The 20,466-nt window shown below is 67.1% G+C and carries 20 protein-coding genes; 9 read left to right on the top strand and 11 right to left on the bottom strand.

Annotated features, from left to right (window positions below; genetic code table 11):
- Window positions 1-65: 65 nt before the first annotated feature.
- Window positions 66-269 (bottom strand): cold-shock protein, encoded by a 204-nt coding sequence (locus WT53_RS16980; protein WP_006477070.1) that lies wholly within the window; start codon window positions 267-269, stop codon window positions 66-68.
- 419 nt (window positions 270-688) lie between these two features.
- Here WT53_RS16980 and WT53_RS16975 point away from each other — a divergent pair, with 419 nt between their 5' ends.
- Window positions 689-2,287, top strand: coding sequence for an APC family permease (locus WT53_RS16975; protein ID WP_034209817.1), 1,599 nt, complete (start codon window positions 689-691; stop codon window positions 2,285-2,287).
- Between the two features lie 109 nt (window positions 2,288-2,396).
- Here the strand turns inward: WT53_RS16975 and WT53_RS16970 are convergent, their stop codons facing one another.
- The 7 genes from WT53_RS16970 to WT53_RS16940 form a co-directional block, all read right to left on the bottom strand.
- Window positions 2,397-3,188, bottom strand: coding sequence for a class III extradiol ring-cleavage dioxygenase (locus tag WT53_RS16970; RefSeq protein ID WP_034209818.1), 792 nt, complete (start codon window positions 3,186-3,188; stop codon window positions 2,397-2,399).
- Window positions 3,189-3,388: 200 nt separating this feature from the next.
- On the bottom strand, window positions 3,389-3,985 hold the full coding sequence (locus WT53_RS16965) for a UbiX family flavin prenyltransferase (RefSeq protein ID WP_034183704.1): 597 nt from the start codon (window positions 3,983-3,985) through the stop codon (window positions 3,389-3,391).
- 24 nt (window positions 3,986-4,009) lie between these two features.
- The gene (gene grxD / locus WT53_RS16960) at window positions 4,010-4,321 is read right to left on the bottom strand and encodes a Grx4 family monothiol glutaredoxin (protein ID WP_006477066.1); all 312 of its coding nucleotides are present in this window, start codon (window positions 4,319-4,321) and stop codon (window positions 4,010-4,012) included.
- Between the two features lie 67 nt (window positions 4,322-4,388).
- Complete coding sequence (gene prmC, locus WT53_RS16955; RefSeq protein WP_059827613.1) at window positions 4,389-5,231, bottom strand: peptide chain release factor N(5)-glutamine methyltransferase; 843 nt, start codon at window positions 5,229-5,231, stop codon at window positions 4,389-4,391.
- Window positions 5,232-5,238: 7 nt separating this feature from the next.
- On the bottom strand, window positions 5,239-6,321 hold the full coding sequence (gene prfA, locus WT53_RS16950; RefSeq protein WP_034209820.1) for a peptide chain release factor 1: 1,083 nt from the start codon (window positions 6,319-6,321) through the stop codon (window positions 5,239-5,241).
- A gap of 90 nt (window positions 6,322-6,411) precedes the next feature.
- A complete protein-coding gene (gene hemA, locus WT53_RS16945; protein WP_034209821.1) occupies window positions 6,412-7,710 on the bottom strand; it encodes a glutamyl-tRNA reductase in 1,299 nt (432 codons plus the stop codon).
- A 26-nt stretch (window positions 7,711-7,736) separates the two neighbouring features.
- Entirely contained in the window at window positions 7,737-8,501 is a 765-nt protein-coding gene (locus WT53_RS16940) for a response regulator transcription factor (protein WP_034209822.1), read from the bottom strand.
- 171 nt (window positions 8,502-8,672) lie between these two features.
- Here WT53_RS16940 and WT53_RS16935 point away from each other — a divergent pair, with 171 nt between their 5' ends.
- The 4 genes from WT53_RS16935 (at window position 8,673) to WT53_RS16920 (ending at window position 12,009) form a co-directional block, all read left to right on the top strand.
- Entirely contained in the window at window positions 8,673-8,927 is a 255-nt protein-coding gene (locus WT53_RS16935; RefSeq protein ID WP_034209823.1) for a hypothetical protein, read from the top strand.
- A gap of 18 nt (window positions 8,928-8,945) precedes the next feature.
- Window positions 8,946-10,760, top strand: coding sequence for an aminopeptidase P family protein (locus WT53_RS16930; RefSeq protein WP_034209824.1), 1,815 nt, complete (start codon window positions 8,946-8,948; stop codon window positions 10,758-10,760).
- Between the two features lie 77 nt (window positions 10,761-10,837).
- Window positions 10,838-11,389 carry a cysteine hydrolase family protein gene (locus WT53_RS16925; RefSeq protein WP_034209825.1) on the top strand — a complete coding sequence of 184 codons (552 nt, stop codon included), beginning with the start codon at window positions 10,838-10,840 and terminating at the stop codon, window positions 11,387-11,389.
- The gene (locus WT53_RS16920; protein ID WP_034209826.1) at window positions 11,386-12,009 is read left to right on the top strand and encodes an HAD family hydrolase; all 624 of its coding nucleotides are present in this window, start codon (window positions 11,386-11,388) and stop codon (window positions 12,007-12,009) included. The genes WT53_RS16925 and WT53_RS16920 overlap by 4 nt, the downstream gene beginning before the upstream one ends.
- A 130-nt stretch (window positions 12,010-12,139) precedes the next feature.
- Here the strand turns inward: WT53_RS16920 and ettA are convergent, their stop codons facing one another.
- The 3 genes from ettA to gcvA all read right to left on the bottom strand — a co-directional run bounded on the left by ettA (window position 12,140) and on the right by gcvA (window position 15,313).
- Window positions 12,140-13,807 carry an energy-dependent translational throttle protein EttA gene (gene ettA / locus WT53_RS16915; RefSeq protein ID WP_034209827.1) on the bottom strand — a complete coding sequence of 556 codons (1,668 nt, stop codon included), beginning with the start codon at window positions 13,805-13,807 and terminating at the stop codon, window positions 12,140-12,142.
- A gap of 169 nt (window positions 13,808-13,976) precedes the next feature.
- The gene (locus WT53_RS16910) at window positions 13,977-14,297 is read right to left on the bottom strand and encodes a DUF3761 domain-containing protein (protein WP_034209828.1); all 321 of its coding nucleotides are present in this window, start codon (window positions 14,295-14,297) and stop codon (window positions 13,977-13,979) included.
- A gap of 98 nt (window positions 14,298-14,395) precedes the next feature.
- The gene (gcvA, locus tag WT53_RS16905; protein ID WP_034209829.1) at window positions 14,396-15,313 is read right to left on the bottom strand and encodes a transcriptional regulator GcvA; all 918 of its coding nucleotides are present in this window, start codon (window positions 15,311-15,313) and stop codon (window positions 14,396-14,398) included.
- A gap of 193 nt (window positions 15,314-15,506) precedes the next feature.
- On the opposite strand from gcvA, the gene WT53_RS16900 reads away from it, so the two are divergent.
- The 4 genes from WT53_RS16900 (at window position 15,507) to WT53_RS16885 (ending at window position 20,432) form a co-directional block, all read left to right on the top strand.
- Window positions 15,507-16,772, top strand: a complete 1,266-nt coding sequence (locus tag WT53_RS16900; RefSeq protein ID WP_034209830.1) for an MFS transporter — start codon at window positions 15,507-15,509, stop codon at window positions 16,770-16,772.
- Window positions 16,773-16,852: 80 nt separating this feature from the next.
- Window positions 16,853-17,143 (top strand): MmcQ/YjbR family DNA-binding protein, encoded by a 291-nt coding sequence (locus tag WT53_RS16895; RefSeq protein WP_052100458.1) that lies wholly within the window; start codon window positions 16,853-16,855, stop codon window positions 17,141-17,143.
- 430 nt (window positions 17,144-17,573) lie between these two features.
- Entirely contained in the window at window positions 17,574-18,965 is a 1,392-nt protein-coding gene (gene gabP / locus WT53_RS16890) for a GABA permease (RefSeq protein ID WP_034209831.1), read from the top strand.
- A 255-nt stretch (window positions 18,966-19,220) separates the two neighbouring features.
- Complete coding sequence (locus WT53_RS16885) at window positions 19,221-20,432, top strand: MBL fold metallo-hydrolase (protein WP_034209832.1); 1,212 nt, start codon at window positions 19,221-19,223, stop codon at window positions 20,430-20,432.
- The last annotated feature ends 34 nt before the right edge of the window (window positions 20,433-20,466 follow it).

The following is a 20,466-nucleotide window of genomic DNA, read 5'->3' as shown; positions in this document are numbered from 1 at the left end:
ACCGGCGCCCAAAAACAAAAAGCCCCGCCGAAGCGGGGCTTTTTTACACGAATGATCGCGCCAGCTTAGACCGGACGGATGTTCGCAGCTTGCAGACCCTTCGGGCCCGTCTTCACTTCGAATTCAACCTTCTGGTTTTCTTGCAGCGTCTTGAAGCCTTCGACGCGGATTTCCGAGAAGTGCGCGAACAGATCGTCGCCGCCGCCTTCCGGGGTGATGAAGCCGAAGCCCTTTGCGTCATTGAACCACTTGACGGTACCGGTTGCCATGTTACTTGTTCCTAAAAAAATAAAACGGGGCCGAAGCCCATGGTGTGCGGAAAATCAAGGAAGGGGTAATAGGACCAACCGGAGTACCGTTGATGGGCGAACTACGAAAGAACCAATTCACTCGCCACTTGAAATCCTGCGAAGTCCTTTATACGGCTAATCGGTCTGACGGTCAACCGTATTCCCATGCTCTCAGGGTTATTGCGGAGATCAGGTTTACAAAGCTTGCAAGCGATGCGAATTTTTTGTAGGGGCCGATCGATTTTGGCGCCACGTTCGAGGTGCAACCGTTAAACTACGCGCCGCGTGGACGGGTTGCCCCGATCGGGTGACCCTCCCCCCAAGAATGCGTGCGCGGTGCGGTCCGAGCCGATCCCGGACCGCCGGCCGACCATGCTTTTTGAGACACAGGAGAGGATGTGAAGAGTTCTATTCAACGGAACATCGGCCCGTTTGCATTGATGCTGACGGGACTGGGTTCGATTATCGGCTCGGGCTGGCTGTTCGGTGCCTGGAAGGCCGCGAAGATCGCCGGTCCGGCGGCGATCTGCGCATGGATCATCGGCGCCGTCGTGATTCTCGCGATTGCGCTGACGTATGCGGAACTGGGCGCGATGTTCCCCGAGTCGGGCGGCATGGTGCGCTACGCGCGCTACTCGCACGGTTCGCTGGTGGGCTTCATCAGCGCATGGGCCAACTGGATCGCGATCGTCTCCGTGATCCCGATCGAGGCCGAAGCGTCGATCCAGTACATGAGCACGTGGCCGTATCCGTGGGCGCATGCACTGTTCGTGAACGGCGAATTGCAGACACTCGGCCTGCTGCTGTCGGCCGTGTTGGTCGTCGTCTACTTCATGCTGAACTACTGGGGCGTCAAGGCCTTCGCGCGGGCGAACACTGCGATCACGATCTTCAAGTTCCTGATCCCCGGCCTGACGATCCTCGGCCTGATGCTGACGAGCTTCCACGCGGAAAACCTCGGCACCGCGTCGAGTACGAGCTTCGCGCCGTACGGCTGGTCGGCCGTGCTGACCGCGGTCGCGACGAGCGGCATCGTGTTTGCGTTCAACGGCTTCCAGAGCCCGGTGAACCTGGCCGGCGAAGCGCGCAATCCGGCGCGCAGCGTGCCGTTCGCGGTGATCACGTCGATCCTGCTCGCGCTCGTGATCTACGTGCTGCTGCAAATGGCGTATATCGGTTCGGTGAACCCGGCCGACGTCGCGAAGGGGTGGGCGCACTTCAACTTCTCGTCGCCGTTCGCGGAACTCGCGATCGCGCTGAACCTGAACTGGCTCGCGATCCTGCTGTACGTCGACGCGTTCATCAGCCCGAGCGGCACCGGTACGACCTACATGGCGACGACCACCCGCATGATCTACGCGATGGAGCGCAACAACACGATGCCGAAGATGTTCGGCAACGTGCACCCGATCTACGGCGTGCCGCGCCAGGCGATGTGGTTCAACCTGCTCGTGTCCTTTGTCTTCCTGTTCTTCTTCCGCGGCTGGAGCTCGCTCGCGGCGGTGATCTCGGTCGCGACGGTGATCTCGTATCTGACCGGCCCGATCAGCCTGATGGCGCTGCGCCGTTCGGCGACCGACATCGAGCGTCCGCTGTCGATTCCGCTGATGAAGCTGATCGCACCGTTCGCGTTCGTGTGCGCGTCGCTGATCCTGTACTGGGCAAAGTGGCCGCTGACGGGCGAAATCATCCTGCTGATGATCGTCGCGCTGCCGGTGTATTTCTACTTCCAGGCGAAGGCGGGCTGGACCGGCTGGGGCGCCGATCTGAAGGCGGCATGGTGGCTGGTCGCGTACCTGCCGACGATGGCCGTGCTGTCGCTGATCGGCAGCAAGGAATTCGGCGGTCACGACCTGCTGCCGTACGGCTGGGACATGGTGGTCGTCGCGGCGATCTCGCTGGTGTTCTACTTCTGGGGCGTGAATACCGGTTACCGGACCCAGTATCTCGACGAGCGCGAGTCGCACGACGAGATCCTCGAAGGGGTCGGTGTCTGACGGCCGACCTGTCGCCGGATTCGGCGGCGGCAGGATGCAGCGATAAAAAGAAGCCCGCCCGAGCGATGCCCGGGCGGGCTTTTTGCTGCCTCGGCCGTTGGGCCGCGGCTCAGGCGCCGGCGCTCGCGAACACGTAGTTCGTCATCGCGAGCACGCGCTGGTAGGTGCCGAGCGACTGGATGCCGAGCCGGTAGTCGTCGTCCGCCGCGCCGAGCGCCGCGAAGACCGGCAGCAGGTGCTCGTCGGTCGGATGCATCAGCGCCGCGTGCGGCGCCTGCCGACGGTAGTCGAGCAGCGCGTCGACGTCGCGCGCGGCAAGCTTCGCCTCGAACCAGTCCGTGAATTCCGCGACGCGCGGATCCGCGTCCTCGGGCGCCGCGCCGAAATCGGCGGCGCGCAGGTTGTGCGTGATCTGGCCCGAGCCGATCACCATCACGCCGTCGTCGCGCAGCGGCCGCAGCGCGCGGCCGAGCGCGAAGTGATGCGCGGCGTCCGCGCGCGGCTGGATCGACAGTTGCGCGACCGGCACGTCGGCTTCCGGAAACATCAGCAGCATCGGCACCCACGCGCCGTGATCGAGGCCGTGTTCGGTCGTCGCGGTCGCGATGCCGGCCGCGTTCAGCAGCGCGGCCGCGCGCTCGGCGACGTCGGGTGCGCCCGGCGCCGGATAGCGGATGTCGTACAGCGCCTGCGGGAAACCGTAGAAGTCGTGAATCGTGTCCGGATGCGCGGCGACGCTCGCGACCGGCCGTTGCGTGCCCCAGTGCGCGGACAGCATCAGCACCGCGCGCGGGCGCGGCAGTTCGGCGCCGAGGTGCGTGAACGCGCCGGACGGCAGCGCCGGGTCGATCGGCAGCGTCGGGGCGCCGTGGGACAGGTACAGCGAAGGCAAGCGGTTCATGATGGTGACCTGCAGAGGGATTTGCCTGTGACTATAGGCGCGCACCGTGCATTGATAAATCGGCGAACGGGAATTTGATTGACGCGTGTTCGTTGATAATCGCGGCGGCGCCGATCAATCGAATGCGGATTCGCACCGAAAGCGGGAAATCGCCGGGATTGCCGCGAAGATCGATGGAGATGCGCGCAAAAGCGGCGTGGTTACTGCGCGTGCCGGATGCCCGCCCACGGCGTCGTGAGCGGCGCGCTGAGCGCGAAGAGGTCGAGGACGCGCGTGACGGTCTGGTCGACGAGTTCCTCGATCGTCTTCGGCATCGCATAAAACGCCGGCAACGGCGGAAAGACGATGCCGCCCATTTCGGTGACGGCGGTCATGTTGCGCAGGTGCGCGAGGTTGAACGGCGTTTCGCGCACCATCAGCACGAGACGGCGGCGTTCCTTCAGCGTGACGTCGGCCGCGCGCGTGATCAGGTTGTCGGACAGCCCGTGCGCGACACTCGCGAGCGTCTTCATCGAGCAGGGTGCGATCACCATGCCGTCGGTCGCGAACGAACCCGACGCGATCGTCGCGCCGACGTCGCGCACCGAATGCACGACGTCCGCACGGCTTTCGACATCGGCCTTCGGCAGCTTCAGTTCATGCTGGATGTTGAGCCAGCCGGCGTTCGAAATCAGCAGGTGTGTTTCGACGCCGCCGGCGGCGCGCAGCAGGTCGAGCAGCCGCACACCGTAAATCGCGCCGGTGGCGCCGGTGATCGCGACGATCAGCCGGCGTGGCGGCGCGCTGGGAGATGCCATCGAAAGGGGGACGGGTGCCGCGTATCAAGCGGCGGCGAACAGTTGCTGCAGTTCGCCCGACTGGTACATCTCCATCATGATGTCCGAGCCGCCGATGAATTCGCCCTTCACGTAGAGCTGCGGGATGGTCGGCCAGTTCGAGAATGCCTTGATGCCCTGGCGGATTTCGTCGTCCTCGAGCACGTTGACCGTCTTGAACTGGTCGACGCCGCAGGCCTTCAGCACCTGCACGGCGCGGCCCGAGAAGCCGCACATCGGGAATTGCGCGTTGCCCTTCATGAAGAGCACGACCTGGTTTTCGTCGACGATTTGCTTGATACGTTGTTGGGTGTCCATGACTGACCTTGCGTTTGCGGGGCGTTAGATCGAAATGATAGCGGATTTCAACCGGGCAGGCCGGGCGTCAGCCCGGCAGGCGGCCGCCGGTCGTGCGTTCGATGGCGGCGAGATCGGCGCGCGATTCGACCGCGACGAAGCCGTGCGACGCCAGTATCGCGCGGACGGCTTCGGCCTGATCGTAGCCGTGCTCGATCCACAGCGTGCCGCCCGGTTTCAGATAGGCGCCGGCGCCCGCGACGATCGTGCGGATCGCGCTGAGACCGTCGGCATCGTCGGTGAGCGCGCCGCGCGGCTCGAAACGCAGGTCGCCTTGTCCGAGGTGCGGATCGTGCTGCGCGATGTACGGCGGGTTGCTGACGATCGTATCGAACGCGAGCGCGGGATCGAGCGCCGCGTACCAGTCGCTCTGCAGCCAGTGCAGCGGGCCGCCGGGGCGCGGCGTGCCGAGCAGTTTGTCGGCATTGCGTTGCGCGACCGCGAGCGCGTCCGGCGACCGGTCGAGCGCCCACACGCGCGCATCGGGACGCTCGGCCGCAATCGACACGGCGATCGCGCCGCTGCCGGTGCCGAGATCGAGCACGGTGGCGTGCGGCAGCCCGTCGATCGCATCGAGCGCGGCTTCGACGAGCAGTTCGGTTTCGGGGCGCGGGATCAGCACGTCGGGCGTCACCTCGAACGGGCGGCCGAAGAACTCGCGCATCCCCACCAGTTGCGCGACGGGCTCGCCGGCGATGCGCCGCGCTTCGAGCGCGCGGTAGCGTTCGACCGCGGCGGCGTCGAGCGGCGCGTCGCCGCGCGTGATCAGTTGCGTGCGGGTCCAGCCGAGCGCGTGCGCGAGCAGCACGCGTGCATCGACGGGGTCGAGCGGCGAGGCGCGCAGCAGCGCGTCGGCGGTGGTGTCGGACATCGCGGCCTCAGTCGGCGTCGCCGAGCGATGCGAGCAGCTCGGCCTGGTGCTCGGTGACGAGCGCGCCGATCAGTTCGTCGAGATCGCCGTCCATGATCGCCTCGAGCCGGTACAGCGTCAGGTTGATCCGGTGGTCGGTCATCCGGCCCTGCGGGAAGTTGTACGTGCGGATCCGCTCCGAACGGTCGCCGGAGCCGATCAGGCTCTTGCGCGTCGCCGCTTCCTTCGCATGCTGCTCGTGATACTGCTTGTCCTTGATGCGCGCGGCGAGCACCTTCAGCGCGCGATCCTTGTTCTTGTGCTGCGAGCGGTCGTCCTGGCATTCGACGACGATCCCGGTCGGCAGGTGCGTGACGCGCACCGCCGAATCGGTCTTGTTGATGTGCTGGCCGCCGGCGCCGGACGCGCGGAACGTGTCGATGCGCAGGTCGGCCGGATTGATCTCGACCTCGCCGATCTCGTCGGCTTCCGGCATCACGGCGACCGTGCACGCGGACGTATGGATGCGCCCTTGCGTCTCGGTGGCCGGCACGCGCTGCACGCGATGGCCGCCCGATTCGAACTTCAGGCGCGAATACGCGCCCTGGCCGGCGATCCGCACGATCACTTCCTTGTAGCCGCCGAGATCCGACGCGCTTTCCGACATCATTTCGACCTGCCAGCGCTGGCGTTCCGCGAAGCGCAGGTACATGCGCAGCAGGTCGCCCGCGAACAGCGCCGATTCGTCGCCGCCCGTGCCCGCACGGATTTCGAGGAAGATGTTGCGGTCGTCGTTCGGGTCCTTCGGCAGCAGCATCTTCTGCAGCTCGGTCTCGAGGCGCGCCATGTCCTCGCGCGCGCGGCGGATTTCGTCTTCCGCGAAATCGCGCATCGACGGATCGGCGAGCAGTTCCTGCGCGGCCGTCTCGTCGCTGCGCGACTGGCGCCATAACGCGTATTGCTCGACGACCGGGCCGAGTTCCGCATGTTCGCGTGTCAGCTTGCGGTACTGGTCGAGGTCGGCCGTGACGTTTTCGCGGCTCAGCAGATCGTTCAGTTCGGCCAGCCGTGTGGAAAGCTGGTCGAGCTTGCGTTGCATGCTCGTCTTCATGGTGTGGAGCGGCGCTCCCGGGCAAAGGGGTATTCGGAAAGGATAGACCGGCGGCAGAACCACGACCGGCTGGCGGCAGGGCGAGCGGCGCTAGTGGCCGGACGGGTCGTTCGAGCGGGGCGCGTGCTGGTAGAAGCCGCGCATCAGGTCGATCAGCGAATCGCGATCGGCGCCGTTGACGCGGTTGAGCGCGCTCGTCGGGCCGTGGATCAGCTTGTTGGTCAGCGCTTGCGACAGCGCTTCGAGCACGGCCGCCGGATCGTCGCCGCGCGCGAGCAGCTTCTGCGCCTTCTCGACTTCGGCCCGGCGCAGCGCGTCGGCCTGCGTATGCATGTGACGGATCACCGGCACGACGCTGCGCGTGTCGAGCCATTGCATGAAATTCTGCACGCGCGTCTCGATGATCGCCTCGGCCTGGGCGACCGCGGCCTGACGCGATGCGTTGCCTTCGCGCACGATCGCGCCGAGATCGTCGACGGTGTAGAGGAACACGTCCTTCAGTTTGCCGACTTCGGGCTCAATGTCGCGCGGCACCGCGAGGTCGACCATGAAGATCGGACGGTGACGGCGCGCCTTCACCGCGCGCTCGACCGCGCCGAGGCCGATGATCGGCAGCGTCGATGCGGTGCACGACACGATGATGTCGAATTCGTGCATGCGGGTGGGCAGATCGGCCAGCGGCATCGCGCGGCCGTTGAAGCGTTCGGCGAGCCGCTGGCCGCGTTCGGCCGTACGGTTCGCGACGACGAGCTCGCGCGGGCCTTGCGCGGCGAAGTGCGTCGCGCACAGCTCGATCATCTCGCCGGCGCCGATGAACAGCACGCGCTGATCCGACACCTTTTCGAAGATCCGCTGCGCGAGGCGAACCGCGGCGGCGGCCATCGACACCGACTGCGTGCCGATTTCGGTCGTGCCGCGCACTTCCTTCGCGACCGCGAACGTGCGCTGGAACAACTGATTCAGATAGGTGCCGAGCGCGCCGGCTTCCGTCGCGGTGCGAACGGCATCCTTCATCTGGCCCAGAATCTGGGTTTCGCCGAGCACCATCGAATCGAGGCCGGAGGCGACGCGGAACGCGTGCCGGACCGCTTCGGACTGCGGCAGCGCATAGACGTGCGGCGCGAGCTCGTCGACCGGAATCCGGTGATACTCCGACAACCAGCGGATCGCGCCTTCGCGGGCCGCGCGATCGTCGGTCGCGCAATACAGTTCGGTGCGGTTGCAGGTGGAGAGGATCGCCGCTTCGGGCGTATTGGGCGCCTGCGGGCCGAGAAACACGTTCTTGAACGTAACGAGAGCCGGCTTGATCTGCTCGAGCGGAAACGCCACGCGTTCGCGCAGGGCGACAGGCGCAGTGTGGTGATTGATTCCGATCGTGAGGAGTTGCATATCGAGGGCTATCGTTTAGCCCCATATTATAGCGTTTCGGCGATTTCCTCACTCGCCGCATACCGGGCATCGGCGTGGCGCGGCCGCGAATTTGGGGGCTCGATCGGTACGCGGTCGAGCCGATAGCCGAAGCCGTAGAGCGGCAACAGCTGGTAGCCGCGCTCCGGAAGCAACTGCAATTTGCTGCGCAGCCGGGACGCGTGCGTGTCGAGCGTGCGCGACTTCATGTCGCGGCGGCGCGCCCATACCGTTTCCAGGATGTGCGCGCGCGACACGGGCCGCGACAGGTTCGTGAACAGCAATTGTGCGAAACGGAACTCTTTCGGCGTGAGTGAAACGATTGCGTCGCCGAAACGCACGAGGCAATGCGTGGCGTCGAACGCGTATTCGCCATACATTTCGCGCGAGCGGGTGGGCGCCCGCCGTACGCCGGCGCGCCGGCTCAGTGCATTGACGCGCGCGAGCAGTTCGGGCCCGCTCACCGGGCGCACGAGGCAATCGTCGGCGCCGGCGTGCAGGCACGACACGATTTCGCTTTCGCGCGCCGACTGCATCACCGCGATGGCCGGCAACCCGGGCAGGACCGCCTGCGCGCGCGGAATGACTTCCTGCGCCGGCTGGTCGCCGGCCCAGTGGCCGGTGACCAGCATGTCGCAGGTATTGTCGGCAGCGAGCCACTGGAAGAATGCGGTGCTGGACGAAAACGCATGGCACACGTGACCGCCCGCGAAGAGCAGGCGGTTCAGGAGTGCGGTATGGCGCGATTCCGGATCGATCAGAGCGATTCGCATGAGGATTTCTTCAATACGGCAGCCGGTGTGCGCTTGCCATAACGTCGAGTCGGCCCCTACACTCGAATGTTCGCGGCGCCCGGCTGGTCTCGGGTTCGATGGATGAATCGATGCTAGCCGCTGGCAGCGTTCACGCCTATGGGACGAATCTGAATTTATAGAAGGCGTTGAATGAACTGGTTTGGAATCCTTGTCCTGGGAGCGGCCGTCGGGCTGTTCGGCCGCTGGCTGCATCCGCTGCGGCGCACGGGCCGGCCGGCGTGGTGGATCGCGGTGCTCGTCGGCATCGTGGGCGCGGCCGCCGCCCGCATGGTCGGCAATCTCTCGGGACTGTTTTACGATGGCGAGACGCTCGAATGGCCGGTCTGCACCGGCGTCGCGTTCCTCGCCGTAGCCGTGACGGTCGCGCTGTCGGCCCGTCGCTGAATGCTCTCAGGTGAAATCATGAATGCCCGTCTCCCCGAAGTCTCGCCGGTGCCGGCCCGTCTCGCGCTGCTGCGCGACGCCATGGCCCGCGAGAATCTGGCCGCCTATCTCGTGCCGTCCGCCGACCCCCACTTGTCCGAATACCTGCCCGAGCGCTGGCAGGCGCGCCGCTGGCTGTCCGGCTTCACGGGCTCGGTCGGCACGCTGGTCGTGACCGCGGATTTCGCGGGGCTGTGGGTCGACAGCCGCTACTGGGTGCAGGCCGATGCCGAACTGGCGGGCACGGGCGTGCAGTTGATGAAGATGACGGGCGGGCAGCAGAGCGCACCGCACGTCGACTGGCTCGCGCGGAACGTGGCGGCCGGCGCGACGGTCGGGGTCGACGGCGCCGTGCTCGGCGTCGCGGCCGCGCGCGGGCTGACGGCCGCGCTGAGTGGGCGCGGCATCGCGCTGCGTACCGACGTCGACCTGCTCGACGCGATCTGGCCCGAGCGGCCGGGGCTGCCCGGCCACGCGGTATTCGAGCACGTCGCGCCGCTGGCCGACACGACGCGCGCGAGCAAGCTCGCCGACGTGCGCCGCGCGATGCACGCGCAGGGCGCGCAATGGCACTTCGTGTCGACGCTCGATGATCTCGCGTGGCTGTTCAACCTGCGCGGCGCCGACGTCAACTTCAATCCGGTGTTCGTTGCGCACGCAATGATCGGCACCGATCGCGCGACGCTGTTCGTCGCCGACGGCAAGGTGCCGCCGGCGCTGGCCGCGTCGCTCGCGCAGGACGGCGTCGACGTCCGCGCCTACGACGCCGCGCGTGCGTCGCTCGCGGCGCTGCCCGACGGCGCGACGCTGCTGATCGACCCGCGCCGCGTGACGTTCGGCACGCTCGAGGCCGTGCCGGCCGGCGTGAAGCTCGTCGAGGCCGTGAATCCGTCGACGTTCGCGAAGTCGCGCAAGACGTCCGCCGAGATCGAGCACGTACGCGTGACGATGGAGCATGACGGCGCCGCGCTCGCGGAGTTCTTCGCGTGGTTCGAACAGGCCGTCAATCGCGAGACGATCACCGAGCTGACGATCGAGGAACAGCTCACGGCCGCGCGCGCCCGCCGCCCCGGCTACGTGTCGGCGAGCTTCGCGACGATCGCCGGCTTCAACGCGAACGGCGCGATGCCGCACTACCACGCGACGCGCGAGTCGCACGCGACGATCGCCGGCGACGGGCTGCTGCTGATCGATTCGGGCGGCCAGTACATGACGGGCACGACCGACATCACGCGCGTCGTGCCGGTCGGCACCGTCAGCGACCTGCAGCGGCGCGATTTCACGATCGTGCTGAAATCGATGATGGCGCTGTCGCGCGCCCGCTTCCCGCGCGGCATTCGCTCGCCGATGCTCGACGCGATCGCGCGTGCGCCGATGTGGGCGGCCGGGCTCGACTACGGCCACGGCACCGGGCATGGCGTCGGGTACTTCCTGAACGTGCACGAAGGTCCGCAGGTCATCTCGCACTACGCGCCGGCCGAGCCGTACACGGCGATGGAAGAGGGCATGATCACGTCGATCGAGCCGGGCGTGTACCGTCCGGGCCAGTGGGGCGTCCGGATCGAGAACCTGGTCGTGAACCGTGCGGCCGGGCAGACGGAATTCGGCGATTTCCTCGCGTTCGAGACGTTGACGCTGTGCCCGATCGACACGCGCTGCGTGCTGATCGAGATGCTGCACGATGAAGAGCGCGCGTGGCTGAACACGTATCACGCGACGGTGCGCGAGCGCGTCGGCCGGCACCTGAGCGGCGACGCGAAGGCGTGGCTCGATGCGCGCACGCAGCCGATCTGACGCAACGCGCGGTAATGGCCGGAGGGCGGCCGGATAGCGACCGCACGACGGCGGAACAATCACAGCGAGGGCAAGTCATGGCGGACACTGCGGTGATCGTGATCGACATGCAGCGCGGGCTGGTGGAGCGGGCGCAGCCCGCATACCGGCTCGACGACGTGGTGTCGGGCATCAACCGGTTGACGGCGGCAGCGCGCGCGGCGAACGCGCCGGTGTGCTTCGTGCAGCACGACGGCGATGCGGACGACGACATCGTGCCCGGCACGCCGGGCTGGGAACTGCATGCGGGGCTGGTCGTCGGCCGCGACGACTGGCGCGTGCGCAAGCAGGCGAGCGACGCGTTCCACGACACGCCGCTCGCGGCGCAGCTCGATCGCCACGGCATCCGCTCGGTGCTGATCTGCGGCTATGCGACCGAGTTCTGCGTCGATTCGGCCGCGCGCCGTGCCGCGCTGCTCGGCTACCGGACCACCGTCGTGTCCGATCTGCATACGACGAACGAGCGCGCCCACCTGTCGGCGGCGCAGATCGTCGCGCATCATCACTTCGTCTGGAACAACAATTCGCTGTCGGGTAACGCGGTGACGCCGCGTCCGCTCGCAGACGTGCTCGCCACGGAGTTCGCATGACGATCAAGGCCGTGGTGTTCGATTTCGGCGGCGTGCTGATCGACTGGAGCCCCGAGTACCTTTACCGCGAACTGATTCCCGACGCCGCCGAGCGCCGCTGGTTCCTCACGCACGTGTGCGCGATGGACTGGGTGGTCCGTCAGGACGGCGGGCAGACGATCGAGGAAGGCACGGCCGAACTCGTCGCGAAGTTTCCGGAGCACGAAGCGCTGATCCGTGCGTTCTACGCGCGCTGGCACGAGATGATCGGCGGCGTGCTCGAAGAGGGCGCGGCCCTCGTCGACCGGCTGGACGCGCAGGGGATGCCGCTGTTCGGGCTGACGAACTGGTCCGCGCAGACGTTTCCGTATGCATGGGACAACTTCCCGGTGCTGCGCCGGTTCAAGGACATCGTCGTGTCGGGCCGCGTGAAGCTCGTGAAACCCGATCCGGCGATCTACCGCGAGATGCATGCGCGGATCGATCCGCACCTGCCCGGCATCGCGCCGCACGAGCTCGTGTTCATCGACGACAACGCGAAGAACGCCGCGGCTGCGACGGCGCTCGGCTGGCACGGCATTCATCATACGAGCGCGGCGGCGACCGAGGCGCGGCTGCGCGAGCTGGGCGCGCTCGCGTAAGCGGCGGGGCGAACGTCGGGCGAAAAAAAGCGAGCCAAGGGCTCGCTTTTTCGTTGGGCCGTTCCGGATACGGCCGCTTTCGGCATCCGGCGCCGCGCGATCGCGGCGCCGGGCGCCCGGGCCGTGCCGGTCAGCGGCTGATCGGCTTGTAGCGCAGGCGCTTCGGCTTCGCGGCTTCCTCGCCGAGGCGCGCACGCTTGTCGGCTTCGTACTCCTGGTAGTTGCCGTCGAAGAACGTGACCTGCGAATCGCCTTCGAACGCGAGGATGTGCGTCGCGATTCGGTCGAGGAACCAGCGATCGTGCGAGATCACCATCACCGAGCCCGCGAATTCGAGCAGCGCGTCTTCCAGCGCACGCAGCGTCTCGACGTCGAGGTCGTTCGACGGTTCGTCCAGCAGCAGCACGTTGCCGCCCGAGATCAGCGTCTTCGCGAGGTGCAGGCGGCCGCGTTCGCCGCCGGACAGGTTGCCGACGATCTTCTGCTGGTCGCCGCCCTTGAAGTTGAAGCGGCCGATGTACGCGCGCGACGGCGTTTCGTACTTGCCGACCGTCAGCACGTCGGCGCCGCCCGAGATTTCCTCGAACACGGTCTTCGAACCGTCGAGCGCGTCGCGGCTCTGGTCGACGTACGCGAGCTTCACCGTCGGGCCCATCACGACTTCGCCCGAATCCGGCTGTTCCTTGCCGGTCAGCATCTTGAACAGCGTCGACTTGCCGGCGCCGTTCGGGCCGATGATGCCGACGATCGCGCCGGCCGGGATCTTGAAGCTCAGGTTGTCGATCAGCAGGCGGTCGCCGAACGACTTGCTGACGTTCTTGAACTCGATCACTTCGTTGCCGAGGCGTTCGCCGGCCGGAATGAAGATTTCCTGCGTTTCGTTGCGCTTCTGGTATTCCTGGCTGCTCAGCTCCTCGAAGCGCGCGATACGCGCCTTCGACTTCGCCTGACGGCCCTTCGGGTTCTGGCGCACCCACTCCAGTTCCTTCTTGATCGCCTTCTGGCGCGCGGATTCCGACGCTTCTTCCTGCTTCAGGCGCTCTTCCTTCTGGTCGAGCCAGCTGCTGTAGTTGCCCTTCCACGGAATGCCGTGGCCGCGGTCGAGTTCGAGAATCCACTCGGCCGCGTTGTCGAGGAAGTAGCGATCGTGCGTGACGGCGACGACGGTGCCCGGGAAGCGCACCAGGAACTGCTCGAGCCAGTCGACCGATTCGGCGTCGAGGTGGTTGGTCGGCTCGTCGAGCAGCAGCATGTCGGGTTTTTCGAGCAGCAGCTTGCACAGTGCGACGCGGCGCTTTTCGCCGCCCGACAGGTGCTCGATCTTTGCGTCCCACGGCGGCAGGCGCAGCGCGTCGGCGGCCACTTCGAGCTGCTGCTCGGGGCTGCCGCCGTCGCTCGACGCGAGGATCGCCTCGTATTTGGCCTGCTCGGCCGCGAGCGCGTCGAAGTCGGCGTCCGGCTCGGCATACGCAGCGTAGATTTCCTCCAGCTTCTTGTTCGCCTGGAACAGGTCGCCGAGGCCTTCCTCGACGGCTTCGCGCACGGTCTTCGTCGGATCGAGTTGCGGCTCCTGCGGCAGGTAGCCGATGTTCAGGTTCGGCATCGGCGTCGCTTCGCCTTCGATGTCCTTGTCGATGCCCGCCATGATGCGGATCAGCGTCGACTTGCCCGAGCCGTTCAGGCCGAGCACGCCGATCTTCGCGCCGGGAAAGAACGACAGCGAGATGTCCTTCAGGATCTGGCGCTTGGGCGGCACGATCTTGCCGACCCGGTTCATCGTGAAAACGTATTGGGCCATTTCGGTGTGAAAGTCAGAAGTGGTTGAGACTGCCGCGCAGCGCGCGGGCGGGGCGGCGTCGGGAGATTCGGTACGGAGCGTGCCGCGCGGGGCGCGGCGGTGCGAGCGCGTATTGTACTGCGCCGCCGGCTGCCGCTGGCGCGGTGCAGGCTATTCGGCCGACCCGCGCTCACAGCCATGCGGCGACGCCCCCGTGCCCCGAGCACGTGCCGCGCCGGTGGCGGCTGAAGCTATACGTGCCGTCGCGGCACCGCGCGCTCGCGCCGTCCGGCACGCGGCCCGATTTCGAATGCGCGGGCGCATGCACGGTTTCGCCGTCTCGGTTGCGATACGTGTCGTGACGGTCGAGATCGGCTTCGTTGCCGTAGCCGGGCGGCGCGCGATACGCGTGCGCGGAAGCGGGTAACGCGGCGCCCGCGACGAAGAGCGCGGCGGACAGGGTCGCGGACAGGGCCGCGGCATGGGTCGCGCGATGGAGCAGGGTACGCATGGCCTCTCTCGTTATGTTCGTTGTCGTCGTTGTCGTCGATGCCGGGCCGGTGGCCCGCGCCGCATGTTAGCGGATCCGCGCCGTGTACCCGCGCGACGCTACGCCGCGCCGGACATCGACGCCGCGCCGTCGGCCTGCGCGGCGTCGAGAATCCACCGGCGGAACGCGGCAACCTTCGGCCGTTCCGCGTGATGCGGCGGATAGACGAGGTAGTACGCGAAATCGTCGAGCCATGCGGCGTCGGCAAGCTGCACGAGCCGGCCGCTCGCCAGCTCGCCGCGCACCATCGCGGCCGGCAGCAGCCCGGCGCCCTGGCCGGCGACGATCGCCTGCAGCAGCAGGCCCGAGTCGTCGAACGCAGGACCGCGCGGCGGCCCGAAATCGTCGATCCGCTGCGCGCCGAACCAGATGTGCCAGCCCTTGCGTTCGGCGTCGTGCAGTTGCGGCCAGCCGACGAGTTCGGCCGGCGTCGCCGGCATGCCGAGCCGCGCGACGAGGTCGGGCGACGCGAGCGCGACGATTTCGACCGTCAGCAGCCGTTCGCTGCACAGCCCGACGTAGCGCCCGAGACCGTGGCGGATCGCGACGTCGACGCCGTCGCGCGAGAAATCCGCGAGCGCATGGCTCGTGACGACCTGCAGGTCGACGTCGGGGCTGGCTTGGCGGAACTGCGCGAGGCGCGGGACGAGCCACGCGGACGCGAAGAACGGCGTGACGCTCACCGTCAGCACGCCGCTGTCGGCGGCGCCCGACACGCGCTGCGACGCGTCGGCGATCTGCCGGAACGCGTTGCGCACCGGCGGCAGGTAGTCGCGGCCGGCGGCCGTCAGCAGGATGCCGCGGTTCACGCGCTCGAACAGTTGCACGCCGAGGTGGGTCTCGAGCGTGCGGATCATCTGGCTCACCGCGCCGGGCGTGACCGACAGCTCCTCGGCCGCCGACTTCACCGACAGGTGGCGGGCGGCGGCTTCGAAGGCGCGCAACGCGTTGAGTGGCGGCAGGCGGGAACGATTCATTCAGTTTTTCTAAAGCGAAAGGCCGACGAAATATGGTTTGAGGCGACGCGTACGCGCGAGTAACGTCGACACATCGGATCGCCTGTTGCGCGGCTGCCTGTCGGCGGCCGATGCGATCAACATAGTTCAACTATATCCACGGGGCAATCCGGATGCCGCCCGGCAGCCGGTGGAACCCGAAAGGAGCATCGTCATGAACCGCCCGGGCACATCGCGCCTTTTCTACGGCTGGTACGTGGTGGCGGCCGCGTTCGCCGTCACGTTCGTCGGGTTCGGCAGCGCGTATACGTTCAGCGCGTTCGTCGAGTCACTGCAGCGGGATTTCGCCGCGTCGCGCGGCCAGATCTCGCTCGTGTTCTCGCTCGCCGGCTTCCTGTACTTCGGCTTCGGCATCGTCAGCGGGCCGCTCGCCGATCGTTTCGGCTCGCGGCGGCTCGCCGTCGCCGGGATGCTGCTGACCGGCGCGGGGCTCGCGGCCGCCGGCGCCGCGCATACGCTGCTGCAGGTCTATGTCGCGTACGGGCTCGGTGTCGGGCTCGGCGTCGGTTGCGCGTACGTGCCGGCCGTCGGCGCGGTGCAGCGCTGGTTCGTGCGCCGGCGCGGGTTCGCATCGGGGCTCGCGGTCGCGGGGATCGGCGTCGGCACGCTGGCGATGCCGCCGCTCGCGTCCGCGCTGATCGCGGAGGTCGGCTGGCGCGGTGCGTATTTCACGCTGGCCGCGATCGCGCTCGTGCTGGGCGCCGGCATGTCGCTGCTGATCGAGAACGATCCGCGCAGGCGCGGATGGCTGCCGGACGGCGATGTCGTCGGCGAGGGCAGCCGGAATGCCGCTGCCGCATCGACCGGCGCGAACGTGCATGCCGGCGCGACGGTGCGCGAAGCCGTCACGTCGCGGCCGTTCGCGAGTCTCTATGCGGCCTGCCTCGTCTGCTCGTTCGGTGTGTTCGTCCCGTTCGTTCACCTCGTGCCATATGCGCTCGATCACGGCGTCGCACCGTCGACGGCCGTGCTGTTGCTCGGCGCGATCGGCGTGGGCAGCACGGCCGGCCGCTTCTTCCTCGGCGGCCTGGCCGACCGCTTCGGCCGCCGCGCGTCGCTGCTCGCGATGTTCGCCGGCATGGCCGTCGCGCTGGTCGGGTGGGCGGGCGCCGGCACCGTCGCGACGCTCGCTGCGTTCGCGCTCGTGTTCGGCGTGTTCTACGGCGGCTGGGTCGCCGTGCTGCCGGCGGTCGTGATGGACTATTTCGGCGGCCGCAACGTGAGCGCGATCATCGGCATCCTGTACACGAGCGTCGCGTTCGGCACGCTGATCGGGCCGGCCGCCGCCGGCTTCGTCTACGATGCCGGCGGCGGCTATCTCGTGCCGATCCTCGCGAGCGCCGCCGCGAATGCGATCGCGTTCGCGATCGTCGCGACCACCGGGCGTGCGCCGGCCGCCGCGCGCGCGGCCGGCGGATAACGCCGTCCGCTGGGCGCGTCGCGCGGTTTCCGGTAAGGTGGCCGGACCGTCAACCGTCGACGCATGGTCGGGGAGGCATCGTGACATTCGACGAAGTCCGGCAGATCGCATTGGCGTGGCGCGGCGTCGAGGAAGGCACGTCGTACGGCACGCCCGCGCTGAAGGTGAAGGGAAAAGTGCTCGCGCGGCTGCGCGAGGACGGCGACACGCTCGTCGTGAAGGGCGTCGGCCCCGACGAGCGCGCATGGCTGATCGAATCGGCGCCCGACGTGTATTACGTGACCGATCACTATGTCGGTTGGCCGATCGTGCTGGTGCGCCTGTCGGCCGCGCATCCCGACGCCGTGAAAAACCTGCTTCTGCGAGAATAGCACGCACGCGTGCCGGCGAAGTGGCGGGACGAAACCGTCCGCGACGCGAACTGAGCGGCGCGCGGCGCACGAGCCGCCGCCGAACCGGATCAAGCGTTGCATCGGTTCGTATCGATGCAACGAGTGGTTCCATCGAAATTCTTCAATTGGTTCTTAGTGACGAACCGTTTGATGCTTACACTCCTTCGCTTCGAAGGCGGCTGACGACAGCCGACGGAACGGGCGTACGCGATGCGCCGGCGCCCGGCGCGCCGCATCGCACCCGCAGCTTCGCAGACTGCGCGGACGACCCGACCGGAACGGCCCGGTCCGGCCTCGTGCCCGCGTGCGATCGCACGCGCGGCCGCAGCCGGATTCGACAACGACAACTCCCCCGCGCCGCCTTCACGCGACACCGGTCGTACCGGAACCGTTTTTTGGAGAGAGACAGATGAGTGGAAGCAACACAGGCCTCGGCACTGGCCTGAAGCAGCGTCACGTGACGATGATGTCGATTGCCGGCGTCATCGGCGCGGGCTTGTTCGTCGGCTCCGGCCACGCGATCGCGGAGGCCGGGCCGGCATCGATACTCGCGTATGCGATCGCGGGCGTGCTGGTCGTGCTGGTGATGCGCATGCTCGGCGAAATGGCCGTCGCGCATCCGGACAGCGGGTCGTTCTCGACCTATGCCGATCGCGCGATCGGCCACTGGGCCGGCTTCACGATCGGCTGGCTGTACTGGTGGTTCTGGGTGCTCGTGATCCCGATCGAGGCGACCGCCGCCGCGACCATCCTCAATGCGTGGTTCCCGGGCATCGCGACGTGGATCTTCGCGCTCGGCATCACGCTGCTGCTCACCGTCACCAACCTCTTCTCCGTCAAGAACTACGGCGAATTCGAATTCTGGTTCGCGCTGATCAAGGTCGTCGCGATCGTCGTGTTCCTGTGCATCGGCGGCGCGGCGATCGTCGGCATCATCCCCGCGCCGGCCGTGTCGGGCGTGTCGAACCTGTTCGTGCACGACGGCTTCATGCCGCACGGCGCGAGCGCGGTGCTCGCGGCGATGCTGACGACGATGTTCTCGTTCCTCGGCACCGAGATCGTGACGATCGCGGCCGCCGAATCGGACAACCCGCAACGCCAGATCGTGCGCGCGACGAACTCCGTGATCTGGCGTATCACGCTGTTCTATCTCGGCTCGATCCTCGTCGTCGCGGCCATCGTGCCGTGGAACGACCCGCTGCTGCCGAAGCACGGCTCGTACCAGCGCGCGATGGAGCTGATCGGCGTGCCGAACGCGAAGGCGATCATCGACGTGATCGTGCTCGTGTCGGTCGCGAGCTGCCTGAATTCGGCGTTGTACACGGCGTCGCGGATGCTGTTCTCGCTGTCCCGGCGCCAGGACGCGCCGGCCTTCCTGCATCGCACCGATTCGACCGGCACGCCGCGCGCGGCCGTGCTGGCGTCGACCGCGTTCGGTTTCCTGACCGTGATCGCGAACTACCTGATGCCGGAACAGGTGTTCGGCTTCCTGCTCGCGACGTCGGGCGCGATCGCGCTGCTCGTGTATCTCGTGATCGCGATCTCGCAGTTGCGGATGCGCAAGACGCTCGAAGCGGGCGGCGCCGACCTGACGCTGCGGATGTGGCTGTTCCCGTGGCTCACATGGGCCGTGATCCTGTTCATCTGCGGCACGTTGACCGTGATGTTCGTCAGCGAGGAGCACAGGATGGAAGTCGGCGCGACGGCCGTGCTGGCGTCGATCGTGCTGCTCGCGTCGTGGCTGAACAAGCGCGGGCGCGATGCGCAGGCGAACGCGGGGCGGCGGGTGTCGGCGACGTGAGCGCGCGAGCGGCCGGATGCGATAGCACCTGAGTGATACCGCCCGGAAGTATCGTGGCCCGACCGGCGTATGCCGGCCGGGCTTTTTTTATTCATCAAGGATTACCGGGTAACGGCCCGGCCGGCGTCCGCTCAGACGGCCGCGTCGCGATCGATTCGTTCCTGTTGGGAAATAGGCCATCGATGAATGGGCTATTTGTTACCGAAATGGTTTCATTTATTCTACGGGCACTCACAACCCATCAAGAGTCCGACCATGTCGATCCGTCATCTGTTTTCTTCCGCATTCGCGGCGACTGCACTACTCGGCGCCGCATCCGCGAGCATCGCGGCCCCGTTGACCGTCGATGTCTACAATCCGGGCGCGCATGCCATCTTCCCGGTTTCGTCCGAAATCGTTTCGGGCAAAACGGAGGCGATCCTGATCGACGCCCAGTTCCAGCGCAACGACGCTCAGGCGCTGGTGAGCCGGATCAAGGCGAGCGGCAAGACGCTCAAGGCCGTCTACGTGAGCCACAGCGATCCCGACTATTACTTCGGGCTGGAAACGATTCACGCGGCGTTCCCGGATGCGAAGATCGTCGCGACGCCGCAGACCGTCGCCGCGATCGAGGCCAGCAAGGACGGCAAGCTTGCCTACTGGGGCCCGATCCTGAAGGACAACGCGCCGACTTCGGTGATCGTGCCGCAGCCGCTCGACGGCAATACGCTGCGCGTCGATGGCGAGCCGCTGCGCATCGTCGGGCCCGACGGCCCGACGCCCGATCGCACGTTCGTATGGATTCCTTCCGCGCGGACCGTGGTCGGTGGCATCCCGGTCGCCGCGAACGTTCATGTCTGGATGGCCGACACGCAGACGCCGCTGTCGCACGCGAACTGGCTGGCGACGCTCGACCGGATCGATGCGCTGAAGCCGGCGCGCGTCGTGCCCGGCCACTTCCTGCCGAACCGCGACGGCAGCCAGCCGTTCACCACGGGCGTCGCGTTCACGCGGAATTACGTCAAGGCGTTCGACCAGGAGGCGGTGCGCGCGAAGGATTCGACGACGCTGATCGCGGCGATGGAGGCGCGCTACCCGGACCTTGGCGAGAAGTCGTCGCTCGAGCTGAGCGCGAAGGTTGCGAAGGGCGAGATGCAGTGGCCCGCGCCGGCGCCGTTCCCCGCGGCGGGCAAGACGGTGCGCGTGCAGTTCGGCGCTACCGCGTTCGACCTGAACTTCAAGGACGACAAGACGATGTCGTTCGTCGGCACGGCCGGCCAATTCAAGGGCGTGACGGATACGGTGCAGTACACGGCGCGCGAGGTCCGTCCGCAGGTGTACATGGTGTACTGGCATGAGCCGTCCACCGGTTCGAACGTCGTGCACGTCGAGGATTTCGAACGCGGCGCGGTGGATACGAACATCGCGATGAAGGACGGACAGTTCCTGCATATGTCCGGGACGCTGAAGGTCGTCGGTCGGGAATGAGTCGGTTTTCCGCCATCGAAAAGAAAAAGCCCGC

This window comes from Burkholderia sp. MSMB2157WGS, from assembly GCF_001532755.1.
GTDB lineage: Bacteria > Pseudomonadota > Gammaproteobacteria > Burkholderiales > Burkholderiaceae > Burkholderia.
This window is presented reverse-complemented; position numbering and strand designations above follow the sequence as displayed.

Bases quoted from the DNA above. Each gene is read 5' to 3' on its own strand.
- WT53_RS16940 (WP_034209822.1), bottom strand. From the start codon at position 8,501: ATGCGAATCGCTCTGATCGATCCGGAATCGCGCCATACCGCACTCCTG.
- WT53_RS16980 (WP_006477070.1), bottom strand. From the start codon at position 269: ATGGCAACCGGTACCGTCAAGTGGTTCAATGACGCAAAGGGCTTCGGC.
- WT53_RS16885 (WP_034209832.1), top strand. From the start codon at position 19,221: ATGTCGATCCGTCATCTGTTTTCTTCCGCATTCGCGGCGACTGCACTA.
- WT53_RS16920 (WP_034209826.1), top strand. From the start codon at position 11,386: ATGACGATCAAGGCCGTGGTGTTCGATTTCGGCGGCGTGCTGATCGAC.
- ettA (WP_034209827.1), bottom strand. From the start codon at position 13,807: ATGGCCCAATACGTTTTCACGATGAACCGGGTCGGCAAGATCGTGCCG.
- grxD (WP_006477066.1), bottom strand. From the start codon at position 4,321: ATGGACACCCAACAACGTATCAAGCAAATCGTCGACGAAAACCAGGTC.
- hemA (WP_034209821.1), bottom strand. From the start codon at position 7,710: ATGCAACTCCTCACGATCGGAATCAATCACCACACTGCGCCTGTCGCC.
- prmC (WP_059827613.1), bottom strand. From the start codon at position 5,231: ATGTCCGACACCACCGCCGACGCGCTGCTGCGCGCCTCGCCGCTCGAC.
- WT53_RS16970 (WP_034209818.1), bottom strand. From the start codon at position 3,188: ATGAACCGCTTGCCTTCGCTGTACCTGTCCCACGGCGCCCCGACGCTG.
- WT53_RS16900 (WP_034209830.1), top strand. From the start codon at position 15,507: ATGAACCGCCCGGGCACATCGCGCCTTTTCTACGGCTGGTACGTGGTG.
- WT53_RS16925 (WP_034209825.1), top strand. From the start codon at position 10,838: ATGGCGGACACTGCGGTGATCGTGATCGACATGCAGCGCGGGCTGGTG.
- WT53_RS16930 (WP_034209824.1), top strand. From the start codon at position 8,946: ATGAATGCCCGTCTCCCCGAAGTCTCGCCGGTGCCGGCCCGTCTCGCG.
- WT53_RS16965 (WP_034183704.1), bottom strand. From the start codon at position 3,985: ATGGCATCTCCCAGCGCGCCGCCACGCCGGCTGATCGTCGCGATCACC.
- prfA (WP_034209820.1), bottom strand. From the start codon at position 6,321: ATGAAGACGAGCATGCAACGCAAGCTCGACCAGCTTTCCACACGGCTG.
- gabP (WP_034209831.1), top strand. From the start codon at position 17,574: ATGAGTGGAAGCAACACAGGCCTCGGCACTGGCCTGAAGCAGCGTCAC.
- WT53_RS16935 (WP_034209823.1), top strand. From the start codon at position 8,673: ATGAACTGGTTTGGAATCCTTGTCCTGGGAGCGGCCGTCGGGCTGTTC.
- gcvA (WP_034209829.1), bottom strand. From the start codon at position 15,313: ATGAATCGTTCCCGCCTGCCGCCACTCAACGCGTTGCGCGCCTTCGAA.
- WT53_RS16910 (WP_034209828.1), bottom strand. From the start codon at position 14,297: ATGCGTACCCTGCTCCATCGCGCGACCCATGCCGCGGCCCTGTCCGCG.